The organism is Vibrio sp. 1180_3 (assembly GCF_029478545.1).
GTDB lineage: Bacteria > Pseudomonadota > Gammaproteobacteria > Enterobacterales > Vibrionaceae > Vibrio > Vibrio aestuarianus.
The window spans coordinates 121,007-140,496 of sequence record NZ_SJFM01000004.1; the positions used below are offsets into that span (position 1 = coordinate 121,007).

At 42.7% G+C, this 19,490-nt stretch carries 16 protein-coding genes; 2 read left to right on the top strand and 14 right to left on the bottom strand.

The features are described from left to right. Positions 1-1,911 carry an EAL domain-containing protein gene (locus EYW48_RS04330; RefSeq protein ID WP_053308956.1) on the top strand — a complete coding sequence of 637 codons (1,911 nt, stop codon included), beginning with the start codon at positions 1-3 and terminating at the stop codon, positions 1,909-1,911. Positions 1,912-1,928: 17 nt separating this feature from the next. Next, positions 1,929-4,043, top strand: coding sequence for a type I secretion system permease/ATPase (locus EYW48_RS04335; protein ID WP_053308955.1), 2,115 nt, complete (start codon positions 1,929-1,931; stop codon positions 4,041-4,043). Positions 4,044-4,120: 77 nt separating this feature from the next. Here EYW48_RS04335 and EYW48_RS04340 read toward each other — a convergent pair whose 3' ends face one another. The 14 genes from EYW48_RS04340 to EYW48_RS04405 all read right to left on the bottom strand — a co-directional run bounded on the left by EYW48_RS04340 (position 4,121) and on the right by EYW48_RS04405 (position 19,475). Then, positions 4,121-5,797 carry a FapA family protein gene (locus tag EYW48_RS04340; protein ID WP_172532600.1) on the bottom strand — a complete coding sequence of 559 codons (1,677 nt, stop codon included), beginning with the start codon at positions 5,795-5,797 and terminating at the stop codon, positions 4,121-4,123. 223 nt (positions 5,798-6,020) lie between these two features. Further along, positions 6,021-7,694 carry a fused response regulator/phosphatase gene (locus tag EYW48_RS04345; protein WP_254068172.1) on the bottom strand — a complete coding sequence of 558 codons (1,674 nt, stop codon included), beginning with the start codon at positions 7,692-7,694 and terminating at the stop codon, positions 6,021-6,023. 19 nt (positions 7,695-7,713) lie between these two features. Continuing rightward, positions 7,714-8,013, bottom strand: coding sequence for an STAS domain-containing protein (locus tag EYW48_RS04350; protein ID WP_053308952.1), 300 nt, complete (start codon positions 8,011-8,013; stop codon positions 7,714-7,716). An 11-nt stretch (positions 8,014-8,024) separates the two neighbouring features. Next, entirely contained in the window at positions 8,025-9,200 is a 1,176-nt protein-coding gene (locus EYW48_RS04355; RefSeq protein ID WP_277431912.1) for a methyl-accepting chemotaxis protein, read from the bottom strand. Between the two features lie 31 nt (positions 9,201-9,231). Continuing rightward, positions 9,232-10,272: a chemotaxis response regulator protein-glutamate methylesterase gene (locus EYW48_RS04360; protein ID WP_176245754.1), complete on the bottom strand. Its 1,041-nt coding sequence runs from the start codon at positions 10,270-10,272 to the stop codon at positions 9,232-9,234. Further along, on the bottom strand, positions 10,269-10,910 hold the full coding sequence (locus EYW48_RS04365; protein ID WP_053308949.1) for a chemotaxis protein CheD: 642 nt from the start codon (positions 10,908-10,910) through the stop codon (positions 10,269-10,271). The genes EYW48_RS04360 and EYW48_RS04365 overlap by 4 nt, the downstream gene beginning before the upstream one ends. 11 nt (positions 10,911-10,921) lie before the next feature. Continuing rightward, complete coding sequence (locus EYW48_RS04370) at positions 10,922-11,776, bottom strand: protein-glutamate O-methyltransferase CheR (protein WP_261916119.1); 855 nt, start codon at positions 11,774-11,776, stop codon at positions 10,922-10,924. Further along, positions 11,761-14,154 carry an aerotaxis transducer Aer2 gene (gene aer2, locus EYW48_RS04375; protein WP_176245755.1) on the bottom strand — a complete coding sequence of 798 codons (2,394 nt, stop codon included), beginning with the start codon at positions 14,152-14,154 and terminating at the stop codon, positions 11,761-11,763. Before aer2 ends, EYW48_RS04370 begins: the two co-directional genes overlap by 16 nt. A 10-nt stretch (positions 14,155-14,164) precedes the next feature. Next, the gene (locus EYW48_RS04380) at positions 14,165-14,629 is read right to left on the bottom strand and encodes a chemotaxis protein CheW (RefSeq protein WP_274676086.1); all 465 of its coding nucleotides are present in this window, start codon (positions 14,627-14,629) and stop codon (positions 14,165-14,167) included. A gap of 3 nt (positions 14,630-14,632) precedes the next feature. Continuing rightward, on the bottom strand, positions 14,633-15,160 hold the full coding sequence (locus EYW48_RS04385; RefSeq protein WP_053308945.1) for a chemotaxis protein CheW: 528 nt from the start codon (positions 15,158-15,160) through the stop codon (positions 14,633-14,635). 22 nt (positions 15,161-15,182) lie between these two features. After that, on the bottom strand, positions 15,183-17,270 hold the full coding sequence (locus EYW48_RS04390; RefSeq protein ID WP_277431913.1) for a chemotaxis protein CheA: 2,088 nt from the start codon (positions 17,268-17,270) through the stop codon (positions 15,183-15,185). A gap of 60 nt (positions 17,271-17,330) precedes the next feature. Continuing rightward, positions 17,331-17,690 (bottom strand): response regulator, encoded by a 360-nt coding sequence (locus tag EYW48_RS04395; RefSeq protein WP_053308943.1) that lies wholly within the window; start codon positions 17,688-17,690, stop codon positions 17,331-17,333. A gap of 23 nt (positions 17,691-17,713) precedes the next feature. Next, positions 17,714-17,977: an STAS domain-containing protein gene (locus EYW48_RS04400; RefSeq protein WP_176245757.1), complete on the bottom strand. Its 264-nt coding sequence runs from the start codon at positions 17,975-17,977 to the stop codon at positions 17,714-17,716. A gap of 628 nt (positions 17,978-18,605) precedes the next feature. After that, complete coding sequence (locus tag EYW48_RS04405) at positions 18,606-19,475, bottom strand: NAD(P)-dependent oxidoreductase (RefSeq protein WP_171979855.1); 870 nt, start codon at positions 19,473-19,475, stop codon at positions 18,606-18,608. Between the last annotated feature and the right edge of the window lie 15 nt (positions 19,476-19,490).

The following is a 19,490-nucleotide window of genomic DNA, read 5'->3' on the forward strand; positions in this document are numbered from 1 at the left end:
ATGACGCTATATAAACAACTTGTAGCGGGAATGATTGCAGTCTTTATAATGCTGATGACTTCAGTATTTATCATTGAGTTCAATACCACCCGCAACAGCTTAGAGCAGCAGCAACGCTCTGAAGTCAGTAACACCATCAACACCGTAGGGCTAGCGCTGGCACCGTATCTAGAGAAAAAAGATAAGATTGCCGTTGAATCAGTCATCAACGCGTTATTTGATGGCAGTTCATACTCTGTCGTGCGGCTGATTTTTTTGGACGATGAAGAGGAGATTTTACGCTCCTATCCAATAAAACCAAGTGATGTACCGCAATGGTTTACCGATCTACACCTGTTTGCTCCTATTCATGACCAGCGCGTAGTGACGAGTGGCTGGATGCAGCTCGCTGAAGTGGAAATCGTCAGCCACCCTGGCGAAGCTTATGCCCAACTTTGGCAAGCTTTACTTCGCTTGCTCACCGCTTTTAGCGCCATTTTTATTATTGGTTTAGCCGCGATTGCTTTCATTCTAAAACGCGCTTTGCGTCCGCTACAAATGATCGTCGAAAAAATGGAGCAAGTGGCGCGTAACCAATTCGGTGAACCGCTTCCTCGCCCCGCAACTAAAGATCTCATCTATGTCGTTGATGGCATCAATAGTATGTCGGCGCAAGTTGAAAAATCATTCAAAGCACAAGCGCAAGAAGCGCAGCAATTGCGTGAACGGGCTTATATCGACCCGGTTTCTCACTTAGGTAACCGCGCCTACTACATGAGCCAACTCAATAGCTGGCTAACAGAAAGTGCACTTGGTGGGGTTGCAATTCTTCAAGCTGAATTCGTTAAAGAGTTGTATGAAGATAAAGGGTATGAAGCCGGAGATGGCATGGTTCGACACTTAGCAGACCACCTCAAAGTCTCAATTACATCTCCAGAAGTCACTCTAGCGCGAATTTCAACAGAAGAGTTTGGTTTCATTTTGCCAAACATGGATGAAAGTGAACTAAAAATTATTGCCGACAGCATTATGAATTTTGTGCAAGACGTCAGCGCCGACCCAACGGGTATGGCATCAGCTAAAGTTTCTTTAGGGGTCGTTTATAATAAAGAGCCTAAATCTTCGACACAGGTACTGTCACTGCTCGATAATGCACTGGCACTCGCCACAGCCAACCCAGACCTCCCTTATGGCTTTGTGAGTAGTGAAACCGATCAAGTGGTGATGGGTAAACAACAGTGGAAAACTCTAGTTGAAGAAGCGATTCATAACGACTGGTTTAGTTTCCGCCTGCAAGCTGCGAATAACAGTTGGGGACAAACTTTCCATCGAGAAGTGTTTTCCGCAATTGAACATGATGGCCAACGTTACAGTGCTAATCAGTACCTGTTCGCACTCGATCAGCTCAATGCAAGTCATATATTTGACGAGTATGTTATACAGTCGATGATAAAAAAATTAGAGAATTCAGAAGTTAACGAACCTTTAGCCATTAACATTGCTCAAAGCAGTATTTCTCAGCCAAGCTTTATTCGTTGGATAACCCAAACTCTTACCAAACACCGATCCATTTGTGCAAATTTGCATTTTGAAATACCGGAAGCGTGCTTTATCAATGCCCCTCATCACACGGCATTATTTTGTAATGCAGTGCGTACCGCTGGCGCTGATTTTGGAGTTGATAACTATGGACGAAACTTCCAGTCTTTAGATTACATTAATGAATTCCGGCCAAAATATGTGAAGCTAGATTACCTATTTACGCACCATTTAGATGATGAAAAACAGAAATTCACTTTAACGTCAATTTCTCGTACTGCGCATAATTTAGGTATCACCACTATTGCATCAAGGGTTGAGACTCAAACACAGCTTGATTTTCTTTCCGAGCATTTTATTGAAGTCTTCCAAGGCTTTATTGTTGATAAATAAGAAGAAGGTCAGATGTAATGCAAGACACGCTACTTAATTCGCTTATCTATGTGAGCCGTTATTACGGATTGGCGAATTCTCCAGAAGCGCTTATCAACGGTCTACCACTGTCCGATGGTAAACTGACACCTTTTCTATTCCCTCGCGCTGCTGAACGGGCTGGCTTGGTTGCGAAAGAAAATCGCTCAACACTACAGCAAATACCCAAATTGGTCTTTCCTGTTGTACTGCTACTGAAAGGTGGCGAGGCGTGCGTGCTTAATAGCATTAATGAGGAAAGTCAGGAGGCTGAAATTGTTACCGCAGAATCAGGGTTAATTCCTGTTGCCTTGCCATTAGAGGAACTGACCGAGCGATATATTGGTCGCTACTTTATGGTCAAAAAGCAGTTTCGCTATGATGAACGCTCACCTGAAGTCTTAAAAACTCGGGATGGCCATTGGTTTTGGGGTACATTATGGCAGTCAAAACATATCTACCGTGACGTACTGATAGCCTCTATATTGATTAACCTATTTGCCATTGCCGCGCCCATGTTTAGCCGCTTGGTTTACGATAAAGTTGTGCCAAACCTCGCCTTTGAAACATTGTGGGTACTCGCAAGTGGTATTTTCGTTATCTTCTTATTTGATTTATTGCTCAAACTACTTCGTAGCTACTTTATTGATGTTGCCGGAAAGAAATCAGATATTCTCATATCCTCAAAACTGTTTAGCAAAGTGATGGGAATCCGCATGGAATCACGTCCTCCATCAGTAGGCGCATTTGCACGCCACCTACAGGAATTTGAGTCGATTCGTGAATTTTTTACCTCAGCAACAATTTCATCATTGATCGACCTTCCATTCGCGCTGCTATTTCTTCTCCTGATTTGGTTTATGGCTGGCAATTTAGTGCTTGTGCCCATTGCGGGCGTGCTTATCATTGCTATCTATTCTCTTCTCATTCAAGCGCCGTTACGACGAGCAATAGAAGAGGGTTCTCGCCTAGCCTCACAAAAATACGCAAACTTAATAGAGAGCTTGGCAGGGTTAGAAACCGTAAAATTATTTGGTGCTCAAAGTCAGTTCCAATACCGCTGGGAAGAAGCGGTCGCACATATGGCCAATTGGAATATAAAAAGCCGCCGTATTACCGATGGCATCCAAAATACCGCAGGCTTTGTTCAACAAGCGGCAAATGTGGGGATGATCATTTTTGGCGTGTATTTAATTTCTTCCGGTGATCTCACTATGGGTGGCCTTATTGCCGCTACCATGTTGAGTGGACGTGCCATTGGGCCAATGGTCCAACTTTCACTGCTTTCTACCCGTTATAATCAAGCGAAATCCTCCCTAAAAATCATTGAACAAGTAATGCAAATGCCTGATGAACAAGAAAAAGGTAAGCGTTATATTCACCGTCCAATAGTGCAAGGGAAGATTGAACTTGATAACGTCACCTTTCATTACCCTGATTCGCCAGTCGCTTCTATTCGCAATTTGAGTATCACGATCACCCCTGGAGAGAAGGTTGCTATCATTGGCCGTATCGGTTCGGGGAAAACGACGTTAGAACGCCTGATCATGGGGCTGTACCAACCAACAGAAGGCCATGTACGCATCGATGACACCGATATTGCACAACTTCATCACATTGATGTACGCCGTAATATTGGCTGTGTGCCACAAGATAGCAACCTGTTCTATGGCTCTATTCGAGACAACATCACCCTAGGTCGACCTTTAGTCGATGACAGAGATGTTATGGATGCAGCGAACCGAGCTGGAGTGACAGTATTTACTCAGCAAGATCCTGCAGGATTAGAGCGCCAAGTCGGTGAAGGGGGTTTACTTCTCTCAGGTGGGCAACGACAAGCGATTGCTATCGCTCGCGCTCTTTTAGGCAGACCACCTGTGCTTTTACTGGATGAACCCACCAGCGCAATGGATAACCGCTCTGAAATGCACATAAAGCATCAGTTATCCCAACTAACACCAAGTGAAACCTTGATATTGATTACACATAAAACATCAATGTTGGATATCGTTGATCGCGTGATTGTGATGGAAAAAGGTTGCGTCATCGCCGATGGTCCAAAATCTATGGTGTTGAATGACCTCAAGCAAGGTAAGGTTCGCGCAGTACAGTAATACCGATTACTTATTGTAATTAGTACAAAAACGGGGAGCACTACACTCCCCGTTTTTTAAATAATAAGTGAGGTTAGTTATATCCCTCCAACATCCTCTTCTTCAAGCATAGATGCACACTTAATATCGTACTGATTGAACGAAAATATACTTGCGCCATGTACCCGCTTGGTGACGACACGTTCATCACCAAATTGCACAGTGACATGAGTGTATACTTTATTTTTGGCTTCTATTGTGTTGATCTCAAGTAACTGTTCAAACTCATCCGTGAGTATCTCTAACGCTGTTTTGGCTTTTTCTAAGCGTTCATTTGACTGTTGCTTAAATTGTTCAATTTTAAGCTGCTGCTCTTCGGTCCTTTCAGCTTTCGGCTTTTTCTTAAACTCAATTTCTTGGCGGATCACGTCCATAGTGGCTTCTTGAGCTTGGGTATACTGATCTTTGTGTTTGGCTATGCGATCTTTATACATGGCATAGCGAGCAAAAGCCTGCACATGAGTAGCGGTATCCCCTTCAACCCCCAGATTAAAGCAGACAACCTTGCCACCAACTTTGGCATGACCGCCGCTCAATGTACCTTGTTTTTCTTTACTATCAATAACTTTCAGCTCATTGCCACAACGCAACTCATTACTCATACTATGTACCGCTAGATTAATATCTTCCGCGGCTTGTAGTTCACTAAATTGAGCATAATTTGCTGTAATCGAACCACCTGATTTGACAATACAGCTCTTGGGTTCACCTTCCGATACCGTATGACCAATAATACCTTTTCCAACTTCAATGTTATCTTGTGCCTGAACATCAGCAGACTCAATAAACCCACCGATGGTGATTGAGCCCGTAGCACGCACAATCATGCCTGGTTCAACATCCCCAGTGATCACGACACAGCCTTTAAACTTCACGTGACCGGTAGCAACACTAACATTGTTTAAGCATAGTGCATTATCCACATCCACCGTTTTGCTCTTGAGTATTGGCATGCCAGCCTGGCTAGACAGCAATAAATTAGGATCATTAGGTGATATATAAGAACCTTTACCGGCAACCAATGCTGAATCTGTACCCGGCTTAGGTGGAATAATTTTGCCTTGAACGGTGTAGCCAGGCGTACCTTTAGTGGCTGGAATACGACGCATCACTGCGTCATCTTGGCCAACGGTGATCGTTTCACCGAGGTTACGCATATCGACTTTATCTTGGCCTGGCTTTTTGGCTGGAGCTAAAACACGCTTAGTAACATCCTCAACTAAAGCAATAAACTGCGTATCTTTACCCTGAATTGGCTCTTTTCCTTGTGCTACTGGTTGGTTGAAGGTTTCGCCACCTTTTAAAGTGTGGCTCACCATTAGCACTTTTTTTAACGCTAATTTATTAATACCTTTCGTTACATGAGACTGTGCTAACGCGTGTACTACCTCACTTCCTCGTAACGCTCTTCCGCCGTAAGCTCCCGTAACAACCATGCTTGCAAGCATGTCATTATCACTCAATACCACTTCGACGGTTGCATGCTTCATGCAGGCAATAGCAATACCGGAAAAGGCTTCACCTTTTCCTTCTTTGGCACAATTAATAAAACGTGTGATTTCAGCTTCATCTAAAAAGTAATTCGCAGCACCAAGCTCCAATAATGCTTCTTTCAAGCCAGTCTGATCAAAACGCTTATCGACAGACTCCGTTCCTGGAAGCTGCGCTATCACTTGTATTTTGTCTTGTGAAAACGAGATAAAGCTTGTCCACATATTACTCAACCCACACGTTCAATCATCCTTTACTTGGCAGTGTATACAATTTAATGAGCGGGCTAAATATATCGACAATCAAACTAAGGGATACATCACTTAGTGATGACCAAACTCACCCAATACTGTCTAAAGAATAGGATGGATTGAGATAAATGGGCACTTTTGATATGTAATAAGTCACTTTGTAACTATTCATTGGCATGCTTGATAGCGTATTCTACTACGCGTTGAGTGAATAAATAGCCTTCACACATCGTCCATGTTTTGAGTATTCAAATGATTCACAAAGCTCAGACACTAGTATCACTCCTCGACCATGCGTTTTATCGTTATTCTGGTCAACTAGGTTCTTATAATCAAACCCATCACCATTATGCTCAAGTAAAAAAGTCACTTGCGAGCGATCAGGGTCGTAGTCCACGTCCAAATTAACCCAATAACTTTCATCCAACTCGCTCATTCGCTTCTCTCGTAGCTCATAAAAAGCAAAGAATCCTTCCGGGTCATCCTTTAATGCAGAGTCCAATTTCAGTAGGCCATGCTCAATGGCATTAGCGAACAACTCAGAAAGTACAGAACAGGCTAAATCAAGATGAGCACCACTGCTGACAATGCCTCGCATAATATTGCGAACTTCATTCATGATCGCTGTCTTTTTGAGGATACTGGCGGGAAAATGCAAATGACTTTGCATTGGAATAGAGCAAAGGACCGTTTTCTTCTGCGGCGCAAGCACATCATTACGATTTGTGATAGGAAAGGTCATAGAAAGGATCGACAAATCATCACCACGTCCCCGATTGGCAAATTGACGCACTTCCTCATACAGATCTGCGATAAGATCTTGGCGACTTCTTTGTAACACTTGCTCTAAACGTTGCTGGCCAAACTGCTCTCCTTTTTCGTTCATCGCTTCGGTAATACCATCGGTATAACAAATAATTCTTTGATTAGGTTCTAGCTTAAAATGCACCAAATTCACTTCGAATTCATCAGGTTCAAGCACTCCCAATGGCATATGTGAAGAGACTAAGCGTCGAACAATTTGTCCGTCACTGTCGAGCAAATAACCATCGGGTAATCCCCCTCCCCACCATGATACTTCTAATCCATTCGCTCTAATCTCAAACACACTAGCGGCAAGCATCATGCCTATCGGCAGAAATTTCACGAGTGCATTATTCACTTCTTCGACAATTTCTCCAAGCGACATCCCTTTCTCTGTCATAGTAAAAAAAGTTCGTGTCGCAGGAATGGTTGATATAGCGGCAGGCAAACCATGCCCGGTAGCATCCGCAACCATCACATACACACCGCCGTATGGTCGATTTGCTACTACAATGAGATCACCATTAAAAATAGTAGAAGGTGTCGAGATATAATTTATCCCATAAATGTTACTCACCTTGGTGCTCATCTCATCCATTAGGTTAGTAAAAATGGACTCGGCAATAGCGTAGTCATATTGCACCTGCTCATTAAAATGATGGAGTTCATCTCTTTGCAAAGTGACTTCATTATGCATTTTTACAATGCGGTAGTGTGCTTGAACTTTTGCAATCAACACACTCCGCTCAACCGGTTTCAGAATAAAATCATCACCTAGAGATAAGCAACGTTCATAAGAATCGTGGTCGTCTAAGACAGTCAGGAAAATGATCGGGATATGGTGGTAAGGAAATGCTTGGCGTATCTCCTTGGCCGTTGCAAAGCCGTTCTTAATTGGCATCATTACATCAAGCAAAATAATGTCAGGCAACTCGTCCATTGCTAGCATTGCCTCAACGACACCTTCGCCATTTTCAAAGGTATCGATATGCTCGACGATATGAGACAAGATAAATCGACACAGTTCTCTATTCGTCGCATGGTCATCAACGATCATTACTCGCATAACCTGCTCCTTTTAAGTTTTATTCAATAGAAAACTTTTTATCAAACCGCGAAATAAGCAAAATTTTCTTGACTTGAGGTAAGGTGTTTATAATGCGGATCATCCCATCACTCTGTTCAAGATATTTATGCATATTCAGTAACATGCCAAGGCCAGCGCTATCAATGTAATCGACTTTACGCAAATCAATGGTGAATCGATAATCTCGGTAGGGGGAATAACTACTACGAAAATCTTTTACTAAACCAAATCCAAAAGCACCTTCTATTGCAATGGTGATATGTTTGGTGTTGTTATCCACTTCACTTTCAATACTCATGTACCTTTCTCCTAAAACAGCTCAACATCACCTTCATCCATACTGGTTTGGTTGGCAGCTGGTGCATTTCGGTTGCGCAATCGTTCCGTCAATTGCTGAAGCTGTTCAGCTAATAAGTCTTTCGACATATTCTGACTGTGGACCGCTTTCAAAAGCTCGATAGCTTCTTGCATATACATGATCGATGTTTGCGCATACTCACCTTGCTGCACAACTATGTCGGCAAACTGGAGTGAGCGAACACCATTTCCCACTTGCGTTGTTAACTCATATCCTAACTCTTGAATCTTTTGTACTTCTTGTTCAATTTCGGTATTTATTTGTTGTACACCACGTAGCATGTGATCTACTTTTTCTTTAGATTCAATGACATGAGTCATATCTATCGAGGCCATATCACCAACCGTTTGGTTTGCTTGTTGAACCGTTTGTAGTGCCACATTAATTTCCGATTCTATTTTTCCATTAAGATCTCGAGCTTTTACCGACAGTTCACGAACCTCTTGAGCAACAACAGCAAACCCTCGCCCAGCCTCCCCAGCCCTCGCCGCCTCTATCGCTGCATTGAGTGCTAGCAGGTTCGTTTGCTCTGATAAACCTCGTACTTGCGCCAATAATTTAAACACCGTATCGAGTTTTTCGGACATATCATGGATACTGTGTACCGCGGAAATACTCTTCTCAGAAATATCAATTAGCGTTTGTACAAAATTATCAATTATCGCCTCAGTACGTGGTAAAACTGTGGTTAAATCATATTCACTGCCTTGGTTAGCAAGTAAATTGTTAACCAATGTGCTAGAGATTAAACTTTGCTTTTCACTGACACTTTGCAAACCGAAAAAACTGTCATTGAGCGTTTCGATAGATTCATCAATAACAGTGCGTTGCATTGCTAAAGGTTCACTGACTTTAGGTAATGTCTCAGTAAATAACTGCTCTATTTGTTGGATATATTTCATTGAATCAAGCGAAGTATTTCCTTGAACTGTGGGGGATGATGACGAAAGTTTACTGTTACTTTTAAGGCTTAGCGGCAAGATAAACCAAGGAATAAATGCCGCAAGAATCCATACACCAATGTGCCAACTCAAATCAGAATAAAACATAGCAACTAACAATGCGCTTATCTGCACAACTAAAGCCAATATGTATTTTGCTTTCTGGGTGATTGTTATATTACTCATTGCCCATTCCTTGAAAGTAAATGTTTACCAATTACGGATAAAGCTCATCACATATCCATTGAGGAATCGCACTCAGCGCTTTGATATGCTGAACAGCACCGATATCAACCGCCGCTTTTGGCATTCCCCATACAATGGAACTCTGTTCGTCCTGAGCGATAGTAAAAGCACCATGTTGTTTCATCTTTAGCATACCTTGCGCTCCATCTTTACCCATTCCAGTCAAGAGAACACCGATGGCTTTATCACCAACCACTTCAGCAACAGCGTCAAACATGACGTCAACAGAAGGCTTATGCCGATTTACCGCAGGGCGATCATCAAGCTGACAATAAAGATGGGCTCCTTTTTTAATCACAATTAAATGTTTGTCTCCAGGGGCAAGGTAAGCACACCCATTGACTAATGGCGCCTGATGAGTAGAAAGCTCACGAACCTCAATTGCGCTGTTTTTGTTTAAACGTTCAGCAAATGGGCGAGTAAACATTGCGCTAATGTGCTGAGTAATCACTATCGGCGGTAAGCCGGATGGCAATGCAGATAATACGTTTTTCACAGCCTCCGTTCCCCCGGTAGACGCACCAATCGCAATCAATTGGTAAGCAGTCTGTGCGTGGCTGCTAACCAATTTTTCAGTGACATTAGCATGGTGATTTGGCTGAACGATGTTTGCACCTGCGGCCATTTTGAGCTTTTCATTCACCAGTTGCTTATAGCTGACCATTTCGGCCGTATTTTCAATGGCAGGTTTGGGAAAATAATCGACAGCTCCCGCCTCTAAAGCTTCTAAAGTGGCTTCAGCCCCGTGCTGCGCGAGTGTTGAGATCATCACCACAGGCATCGGCCTCAAGCGCATCAAATTTTTTAAAAACTGCACACCGTTCATTTTTGGCATTTCAATATCTAACGTCAGCACGTCTGGGTTATGCTTTTTTATCAGCTCTCTTGCCTGATAAGGATCTTCCGCCATTGCCACGACTTCCAACATAGGGTCTGCATTGATCAACTCAGATAATAAGGCTCTGAAAACAGGAGAATCATCCACAACCAACACTTTGATCTTCTTACTCATTCAAATAACTCCGCATCATTCTGTTTGTTATGAGTTTCACGTTCCAACTGTGTGGCATACCTCTTTTCTTGATTACTGAGCAAAATAGCGTCACTAAATGGAATCCTTTTCAACCACGCTCTGCCTGTTAATGGATCAAACATCACTTTTCTTGGTTCACAACCACCTAGGTCTTTCGCTGCAACAATGAGCTGTTCTTGTTTCGCGTAACGGGTTATGAAATCAATATTTTTCTGGCCAATCATAATCTTCAAATCGAGCATTTGAGCACCACCAAATAATTTAACTCTTAATCGCTGGCGATCAGCCCCCATTTTTATTAATTGGTTAATCAGTAATTCCATGGCATAACAGCCATATCTTGAAGCCGTAGATGCAACTTCATCTGGTTTCCAATGGTCAATTTGTGAATAATTATCAAATGGCAATAGGAAATGGTTCATTCCTCCAACTTTCGCTTCAGGGTCCCATATACATGCAGCCACGCACGATCCCAAACCAGTACAGATAATTTCTTGACGGTTAGTACAATAAATACCTCCGGGCAGCACTTTCACCCAATCCACATTCTTTTGTGGGTGGTGGAACCGATTAAAATGTCGGTTATCCTCTGTTGAGTGAATCGCTGACGATGCCATGTTTAATTACCTTATAGCTTCACATAAATGGTGTGGCCAAGATGATGGAATAGATCAGCACATCGCCCGACACTTTCTGAGTGACCAAGAAGTAAAACCCCATTAGGTTTTAGCCAATCATAAAATCGTTTAATCAAGGCCTCCTGCGTAGGTTTATCAAAATAAATCATGACATTACGGCATGAAATCAGGTCTAGGTTATTAGGTACTGTCCATCGAGATAACAAATTAAGTTGCTGAAAATGAACATAGCTTTGTAATTTACTGGCTATCTTCATCTTCCCATGCTGCGCACCGACGCCTTTTAAAAAACACTTTTTTAAATACGGTTCCGGGATTGTCGTGGCTGCTTCAGCTGAATAAATTCCAGCTTGCGCATGCGCCAACACTTGAGTATCTAAATCGGTCGCATAAATATCGATATCCTGGGCAAAATCAAATAAACCGGAGCAATAAAGTGATGCAATAAAGCTGTACGGTTCTTCACCAGTTGAACACCCTGCTGACCAAATTTTAGGATGGCTAACCTGTTGAGCTTTCCACTCTGCTAATAACACTTTTTCTAAGAACTCAAAATGATGATACTCACGGAAAAACTGTGTTTTATTAGTCGTCAGTGTATTAATAAAGTGAATACGCTCTTGCTCATTTTGCTCAATAAGCTGCTTATAATCACTAAACCGTTGCACACCACGTTTGCGCATCTGACGACTGATCCGCCCATAAACCATGGCTCGCTTAGCGTCTGAGAGATAAATACCCACCGTTTTATGCATGAACCACTGAATGAATTTGAAGTCGCTATCTGTTAACTCAAACTCTTGGTTAATATTCATCGCAGTCGCACCGGTTAGAATTCTTCCCATTCATCTCCGTCCTCAGCAAGATTGAGCTTTGAATTAACCACTTTGGTTGGTGATCGGATATCACTCACATTAGCTTTAGTGGTTCGGGCAACTCTATGCGGCTTTTTCGATTCGAAAGTGGTGATATTGCTATCTGTCGCAAAGTAATTCATTAAGTTGAGCAGCTCTTTACCTTCATCTTTCAATGACTGGCTTGCTGCCGACGTTTGTTCAACTAGGGAAGCATTTTGTTGTGTCATCTCATCCATTGCGGAGACAGCTCGATTAATTTCATCAATACCGGTTGACTGTTCAATACTAGAAGAGGCTATTTGGGCAATAAGATCAGAAACTCGCGCTACAGCATCGACAATTTCTTTCAACGTCGCGCCAGATTCATCCACCAAACGCGAACCTTCTTCGACCTTCTCAACACTGTCTTTGATAAGCCCTTTAATTTCTTTGGCTGCTGCTGCACTGCGCTGCGCTAAGTTACGCACTTCTCCTGCCACAACTGCAAAACCACGGCCTTGCTCTCCAGCTCGCGCTGCTTCAACGGCGGCATTTAGGGCGAGTAAGTTTGTCTGGAAAGCAATTTCATCTATCACACCAATAATGTCTGCAATCTTTTTACTGGCACTGTTAATTTCGGCCATCGCAGAGATCGCTTCGCCAACCACTTCCCCACCTTTGCCTGCTTTTTTGGCGGCATCATCAGCTAATTCATTCGCGCCTTTGGCATTATCGGCGTTTTGACGAACAGTTGCGGTCATCTCTTCCATACTAGCGGCGGTTTGTTCTAGATTCGAAGCTTGTGCTTCTACTCGCTGGCTTAAATCATTATTACCATCGGCAATTTCAGTTGATGCTGTCGCGACACGTGCAGACGAAACCGTAATTTTATCGACCATATCGCGTAAATTGGTAATGGACGTATTGACTGCATCAGTAAGACGACCAAACTCACCTTGGCTGCCTTCTTCCATTTTGGTATTAAGGTCACCTTCCGCCACTTTACTCATCACATCAATACATTGGCCTAGAGGTGCCACGAGTGTATCAAGTAAATTATTGATTCCTTCGCCTAATTCACGCATGAACCCACTGTATACTGTGGTATCGATTCGCTCATTCAGCTCGCCAGCAATCGCCTTTTGTATCAAGCTTTCAACTTGGCGCTGGCCGTCTTGCTGCTCGGTAATATCGACCCACTGCAATGCCGGACCAATATACTCACCCTTGCTATTGCGCATCGCGATACAAGTTAAGTTAAATTCTAATGTTCCCACTTTAATATTCGATGAAAAAGGCAGGCGATCTGGGTCTGAAATAATGCTGCGCTGGTGGCCCGGATTTTTATGGAACACATCAATGTTCTTTCCTACTAGGTTACTGGCATCAAAGCTCGATAATACTTTACGTAAATCGCTTTCTCGGCTGTGCATCAACTTAGATAACGATGGATTGAGATACTGAATAATGCCGTTTTTATCCGCCATCATCAGGTTGGTGGTCATACCCTCGACGGCAGACGCCAAGCGACCAATTTGTTGCTCTTTAGCTCGCTCCTCTGTGACGTCTCGCCACTCCAATGTATTGCCAATGTACTGGCCATTTAAGTCATGAATTGCCGCAACGTTTAGTTCAATTTTGAGATCACCAATCGAAATGTCCGTGCTGTAAGGCAAATTAGTAGGGTCGCTGAGCAATTTTCGTTGATGCGCAGGGTGTTGGTGGAACTCATCAATACAGCGCCCTAACAACCATTCAGCAGAAGCAGTAAAGCCTGACCACACGGTGCGCATGGTGCTTTCATGCTTAGCAAATAATGCCAATGTTTGTTGGTTAATGTAGGTAATAAGAAGGTCACGATCGATCATAACCATCGCGGTTTGAGCCTGGTCAACCGCGGCGCGCAAACGCGCCACTTCATCTTCTTGCCGGCGTATGGCGGTGACATCTCGCCACTCTAATGTATTGCCAGTATAAGCCCCATTTTCATCGATGATCGCCCCAACGTTCAGTTCGATTTTCACCCCTTTAATATCAATGACGGTCGTAAACGGTAGGTTTGCCGGTGTAGAGAGCATTTGACGTTGGTGCTGTGGGTTAACATGAAAACCATCAATGCAATAACCCATTAAAAATGATTCGTCAGCTCGAAAGCCAGGCCAAACACTTTGAAACAGAGCTTCATGCTGTTTAAGCAAAGTCAATGATTGTTTATTGAGATAGGTTATTTGAAAATCTCTATCAATCATCATCAATGCGGTTTTTGCCGCATTGAGTGCAGAGAGAAGTTGCTGGTTTGACATCCCTTCATTTTCATCGACTAGCGGATCATTTACCGGTGGAACAAATTGCGTTGTGGTTGCTGGTTTTCTATTCCAAAATGCCATGAGTATTCCCTCACATAATAGCTTCTTCTACAAACGTCTGGTTTAGCCCTGTTACATCAAAAAGGGCCTCGATATTAATTAAGATCAAATGACCATTAGCTACAGAGGCGATCCCTTTCATAAAACGCTGATCGACCGATGACGATAAGGCTGGGACTGGTTTAATTTGCTCTAAACTCAGGTCATAAACCTCGGAAACACCATCGACAATGACCCCTAATGGATTGTTGTGACTATCATTGAGGACAATGACAACCGTTGTGGCGCCTATTTGTGCAGGTGACAAATGAAAACGTAACCGCAAGTCAACAATCGGAACGTATTCACCGCGGATATCGAGCAATCCAATCAAATAGTCGGGGGCATTGGGTACCGCACGAACGTCATTCCAACCTCGAACCTCACGTACGTCCAAAATTGGTACCGCGTACTCATCACCGTCAAGCACAAAACTGAGAAATTCTTGTGTCGGCATCAGCTACTCCCCACCTAAAATGCGCTGCATATCAAGAAGCTCATAGGTATCAAGCAGTGACATCACCTCATCACCAACATTGAGTAAACCCAGTAAGTAAGACGCCGCGGTAGTTTCACCAATCGCAGGAAAGAGCACATTCTCACCTTGAGCAATCACATCACTCACAGCGTCAACAACCAAACCCATCACTCTTTGTTGCTCTTCTTGCTGACAGTGCAATACCAATACGACAGTAGTTGGTAAGTACTCACAAGGTGACACCCCAAAGCGAATGCGCAGATCAATAATAGGCACGATCATTCCCCGCATATTGATGACCCCTTTGACAAATTCAGGAGCATGAGGAATTGGCGTGGGTTGTTCCCATACTCTAATCTCTTCCACATCCTGAATGGCGACGCCATAAAGTTCTTTAGCAAGATGGAAACTTAGAAAATCAGCGGCGCTGCTGCGTTCTTCATACAATGCATTCAACACGCTTTGCGCTTGAGCCGTCTTTTGATGAGTTGATGAATATTCTGCTTCCATTCCTTCTTCCTTTTCATCTTTATTAGGCTGCAATAATTTTGGATGAGGGATTTGAACGGCGATTTGAGTACGCTGAAATTAAGCCTTGAATATCTAATATCAGAGAAACTGAGCCGTCGCCTAAAATCGTAGCGCCCGAGATACCGGATACTTTGCTGTAATTGGAATCTAAGCTTTTAATCACAACTTGCTGCTGATCCAATAACTCATCGACCAATAGCCCGACTCGGTTGCCTGCCGCCTCGACAAAGCAAATAATCCTATCGCTTAACTCTCCACTTTCCCCCATCTCAAGCTCATCTTGCAGACGTAAGATAGGGATGTTTTCTTCCCGTAAGCGGTACAGTTCAACCCCACCAGCGGCATATTTAATGTTGGCATGATTAATTTGAATAGATTCGATGATCGTCAGAAGAGGAATGATATAAACTTCACCGCCTACTTTAACTAATTGCCCGTCCAAAATGGCTAAGGTGAGCGGTAAGCTAATGGTGAAATGACTGCCTTTACCAAGCGTTGATTCCACTTCAATATGGCCACCGAGCTCTTCAATGTTTCGTTTCACCACATCCATGCCGACACCTCGACCAGAGATATCTGAAACTTGCTCTGCTGTTGAAAAACCGGGGGCGAAAATAAGGTTAAGTATCTGTTTATCAGAGATGTCTTCACGCCGAGAGTCTTTAGGAAGCACACCTTTTTCTATGGCTTTTTGCCATATTCTTTCACAATCAATACCTGCACCATCATCTTTTACTTCAACAATAATTGAACCACCTTGGTGGTAAGCATGGAGTTCTATCGTACCGGTTTCCACCTTGCCTTGATCAAGGCGAATTTGCGGCTGTTCAATACCGTGATCAATGCCATTTCGCACTAGGTGTACTAGTGGATCAACAATGCGTTCCAATACCGTTTTATCTAACTCGGTGTTTTCTCCGACAATATTCAGTTCAACTTTCTTTTCAAGCCGACCGCACAAATCTCGAACTAAGCGAGGAAAACGGCTAAAAGCAAAACTCATGGGTAACATTCTGATATTCAGTACATTTTCTTGTAGATCTTTACTATTTTGTAGCAGTTGAGCGAGGCCAGCTTTAAGTTTTTCCAGCTTATCCATACTGAAATCATTACCAATTTCAGTCAGCATTGATTGCGTAATGACTAACTCCCCTACTAGGTTAATTAAGCTATCAACTTTATCGATATCAACCCGAATCGAGCTAACACTCGATTCGGGTTTCGCCGCTTTAGTTGCTTTAGGAGAAGGGTCAGAAGTTGGTATCGTCACAACAGATAAGACGTCTTCCTGCCTATTGCTCGATTCTACTGTCGGTTGATCTGCATGAGGAGGTGTCATTTGAACGCCGATCTCTAGCCGTGAAATCGCCAAGTCACATTGATCTTCAACCCATTCGAAAATCTCACGAATATCGTTTTCATCAATGCCACCATTTAAGGTAATCGTCCAACCTAAATAGCAAAGTTCAGCCTCGATTTCAGCAAGCTCGGGAAGAGTATCTTGCTGAACCTCTATAATGCATTGCTCATCGAGTTCTTTGAGTTCGCGTAAGAGTCTCAATGGATCATTACCGCTAAAAAACAGTTCTTGATGAGGCGAAAAGACGATCTCCCAACGGGTGTTTGCGTTATGACTTTCGAGAGGGCTCTTTAATTCAGCGTTTTGGTGCTGATCATTATCCAGTACTTGCTCTTCATTATTTCCCGACAATAACGTTTGCAAAGACAGACTAACTTTTTGTTTAAGATCATGATCAACATCGATACCACTTTCGTGTCCTTCGAGCATGTTTCGGATGCAATCGCCACCTTTAAGGAGAATATCAACACTTTGAGCAGTTAACGTTGCTTGTTCATTTCGCACCAGATCCAAATACGCTTCAACCGAGTGAGTGAACTCACTGATATCAAGTAAGTTAAACGTAGCGGCTCCACCTTTTATCGAATGAGCGGCACGAAAAATAGTATTAATGGTCTCGCTGTCAACCTCGAGAGGATCAAGGTTAAGTAGTACACTTTCAAGTACTTCAAGATTTTCACGACATTCTTCGTAAAACATCTTGCGCAACATTTCCATGTCTAGAGCCATAGATATTCCTGCCAATTGATATTGTTATTTATGATGGTATTTTTTTATATGGTTCTATTTTTAAATAACGCGTTTCAGTGTTTTTAATAAAGTGTCAGGGTTAAATGGCTTGACCAACCACCCCGTTGCTCCTGCTGATTTTCCCTCTTGCTTTTTTTCCATACTGGTTTCAGTCGTTAGCATTAAAATGGGGATGAATTTGTACTGTGGTTTCCCTCTTATTGCTCTTACCAAATCAAACCCGCCCATGATGGGCATGTTGACGTCAGAGATAACAACGTCAAACTTTGTCTGCTGCGCCTTGCGCAACGCATCACTTCCATCATTGGCTGTTTCAACCTCATAGCCCGCATCTTTCAATGTGTGACTAAGCATTTGGCGGATTGAAACAGAATCGTCAACAGCGAGAATCTTTGTCATAGATTTTTCCTTACAAAACCCGATTACTCTGAGAACAGGCCTTCTAAAGCCAGCACTGTAATCCCTTCAGTGAGTGTATTTGTTGCGTTTACTAAGCTGATATCGATGTTGGCATGCCTCGCTGTCATAAAGAATGAAGCGAGTAATTGAATTCCTGCGGCATCAACATGTGCCACGAGAGAGGCATCAATGCGCAGAGGGGAATTTTGTTTAAGCCATTCTAGATATTGAGCTTTGGAATCCAACACCGTTGAAATTTCCAAAGACTCAGCCAACGTTAAATCCATACCAACCCTTATGTATTATTATTTTTCTAATTATTTTGTTTTAAGCCTGATTTTGAGTGTAGAAGGTAATACTTAATTAGCAAGCGGCTGCATAACAACAAAAAGAGAAGATAAAAAAGCAAACAATACAGAAAAAAGTTGTAACTCATTAATAATTAAAATTTTTAATCAGAGATAGTAAGACTAAAAATAATATGAAACATGACTTGGGGAACTTCATTTCAATAAATTATTTACAGTGTAAACTTTATTTATGATCCAACATTTTTGAGGTGAAAAGCTATAATTTTAAAGAATATAAACATCGGTAGATGGGTGTTTATGTTACCCAACGTTAGCAAATAACTTAAATACTATTCACAAGATTAGTTTGGAATGATTCAACGAAAATATGCTAGTTCAGGCAGGAAACGAAGACTAATATTGTTGATATTTACACTATACCCAAACAACTTGAAGTCGCAGGTAGGCAACAAGTGAGTTCATCCCCATGAGCATAGATAAACTATGTGATTGGAGTAAACGAACGTAGCAACACCGCTGCAACTTCAAGCAGGAAGGGTATATCAATGTGTTGTAAAAAAGCCCCTAAAGACCAATCAAAGGCTTTTTATTTGTGCTGAAAGTTTTAAGCGTGCTGTTTTATCGCTTTAATGAGCACTGAAGTATCCATTCTTCCATCACCTTGAGCGGATAGAGATTGATAAGCTTGGATCGTATTCTCTGTCATTGGTAGTTTCACTCCTTGGCGCTGTGCTTCATCAAGGCAAAAACCTAAGTCTTTAATCATCCAATCAATGGCGAATCCATAATCAAATTTGCCCATTGACATATTCACCGCACGATTTTCCATCTGCCATGAGCCTGCCGCACCATTTTTTAAGCAATCCACTAAAGTAGCAATATCTAACCCAGACTTTTCCGCCAAAATAAGTCCTTCAGACAAACCATTTAATACCCCTGCAATGCATATCTGATTGACCATTTTTGCGCGCTGACCTTGCCCTACTCTCCCCATCAGTACCGATGATTTACCATAAGCGGCAAAAATAGGTTGCAGCGTATCGAAGAGAGCCTGGTCTCCACCGCACATAATTGTCAATACACCATTTTCAGCGCCAGCTTGTCCACCAGATACCGGAGCATCCATAAAACGAATGCCAGCGGCTACTGATGCCTTTTCTAGCTCTTCAGCAAGCAATGCCGATGTGGTGGTGTGATCAACCAAAATCGAGCCAGGCTTCATTGCTGCAATCGCACCTGATGGACTGGTCGTCATACTGCGAACGTCGTCGTCATTACCCACGCAAGTCAGCACAATATCGGCATCTTTAACACAATCGATTACATTATCAGCAAGCTTGCCTTGGTATTTTTCAACCCACTGCTGCGCTTTGGAATGTGTGCGGTTATAAACCGTGACATCAAACCCCGTAGCTTGCAGATGCCCCGCCATAGGAAAACCCATGACCCCTAGACCAATAAAACTCACTTTCATTGTTTTCTCCTTATA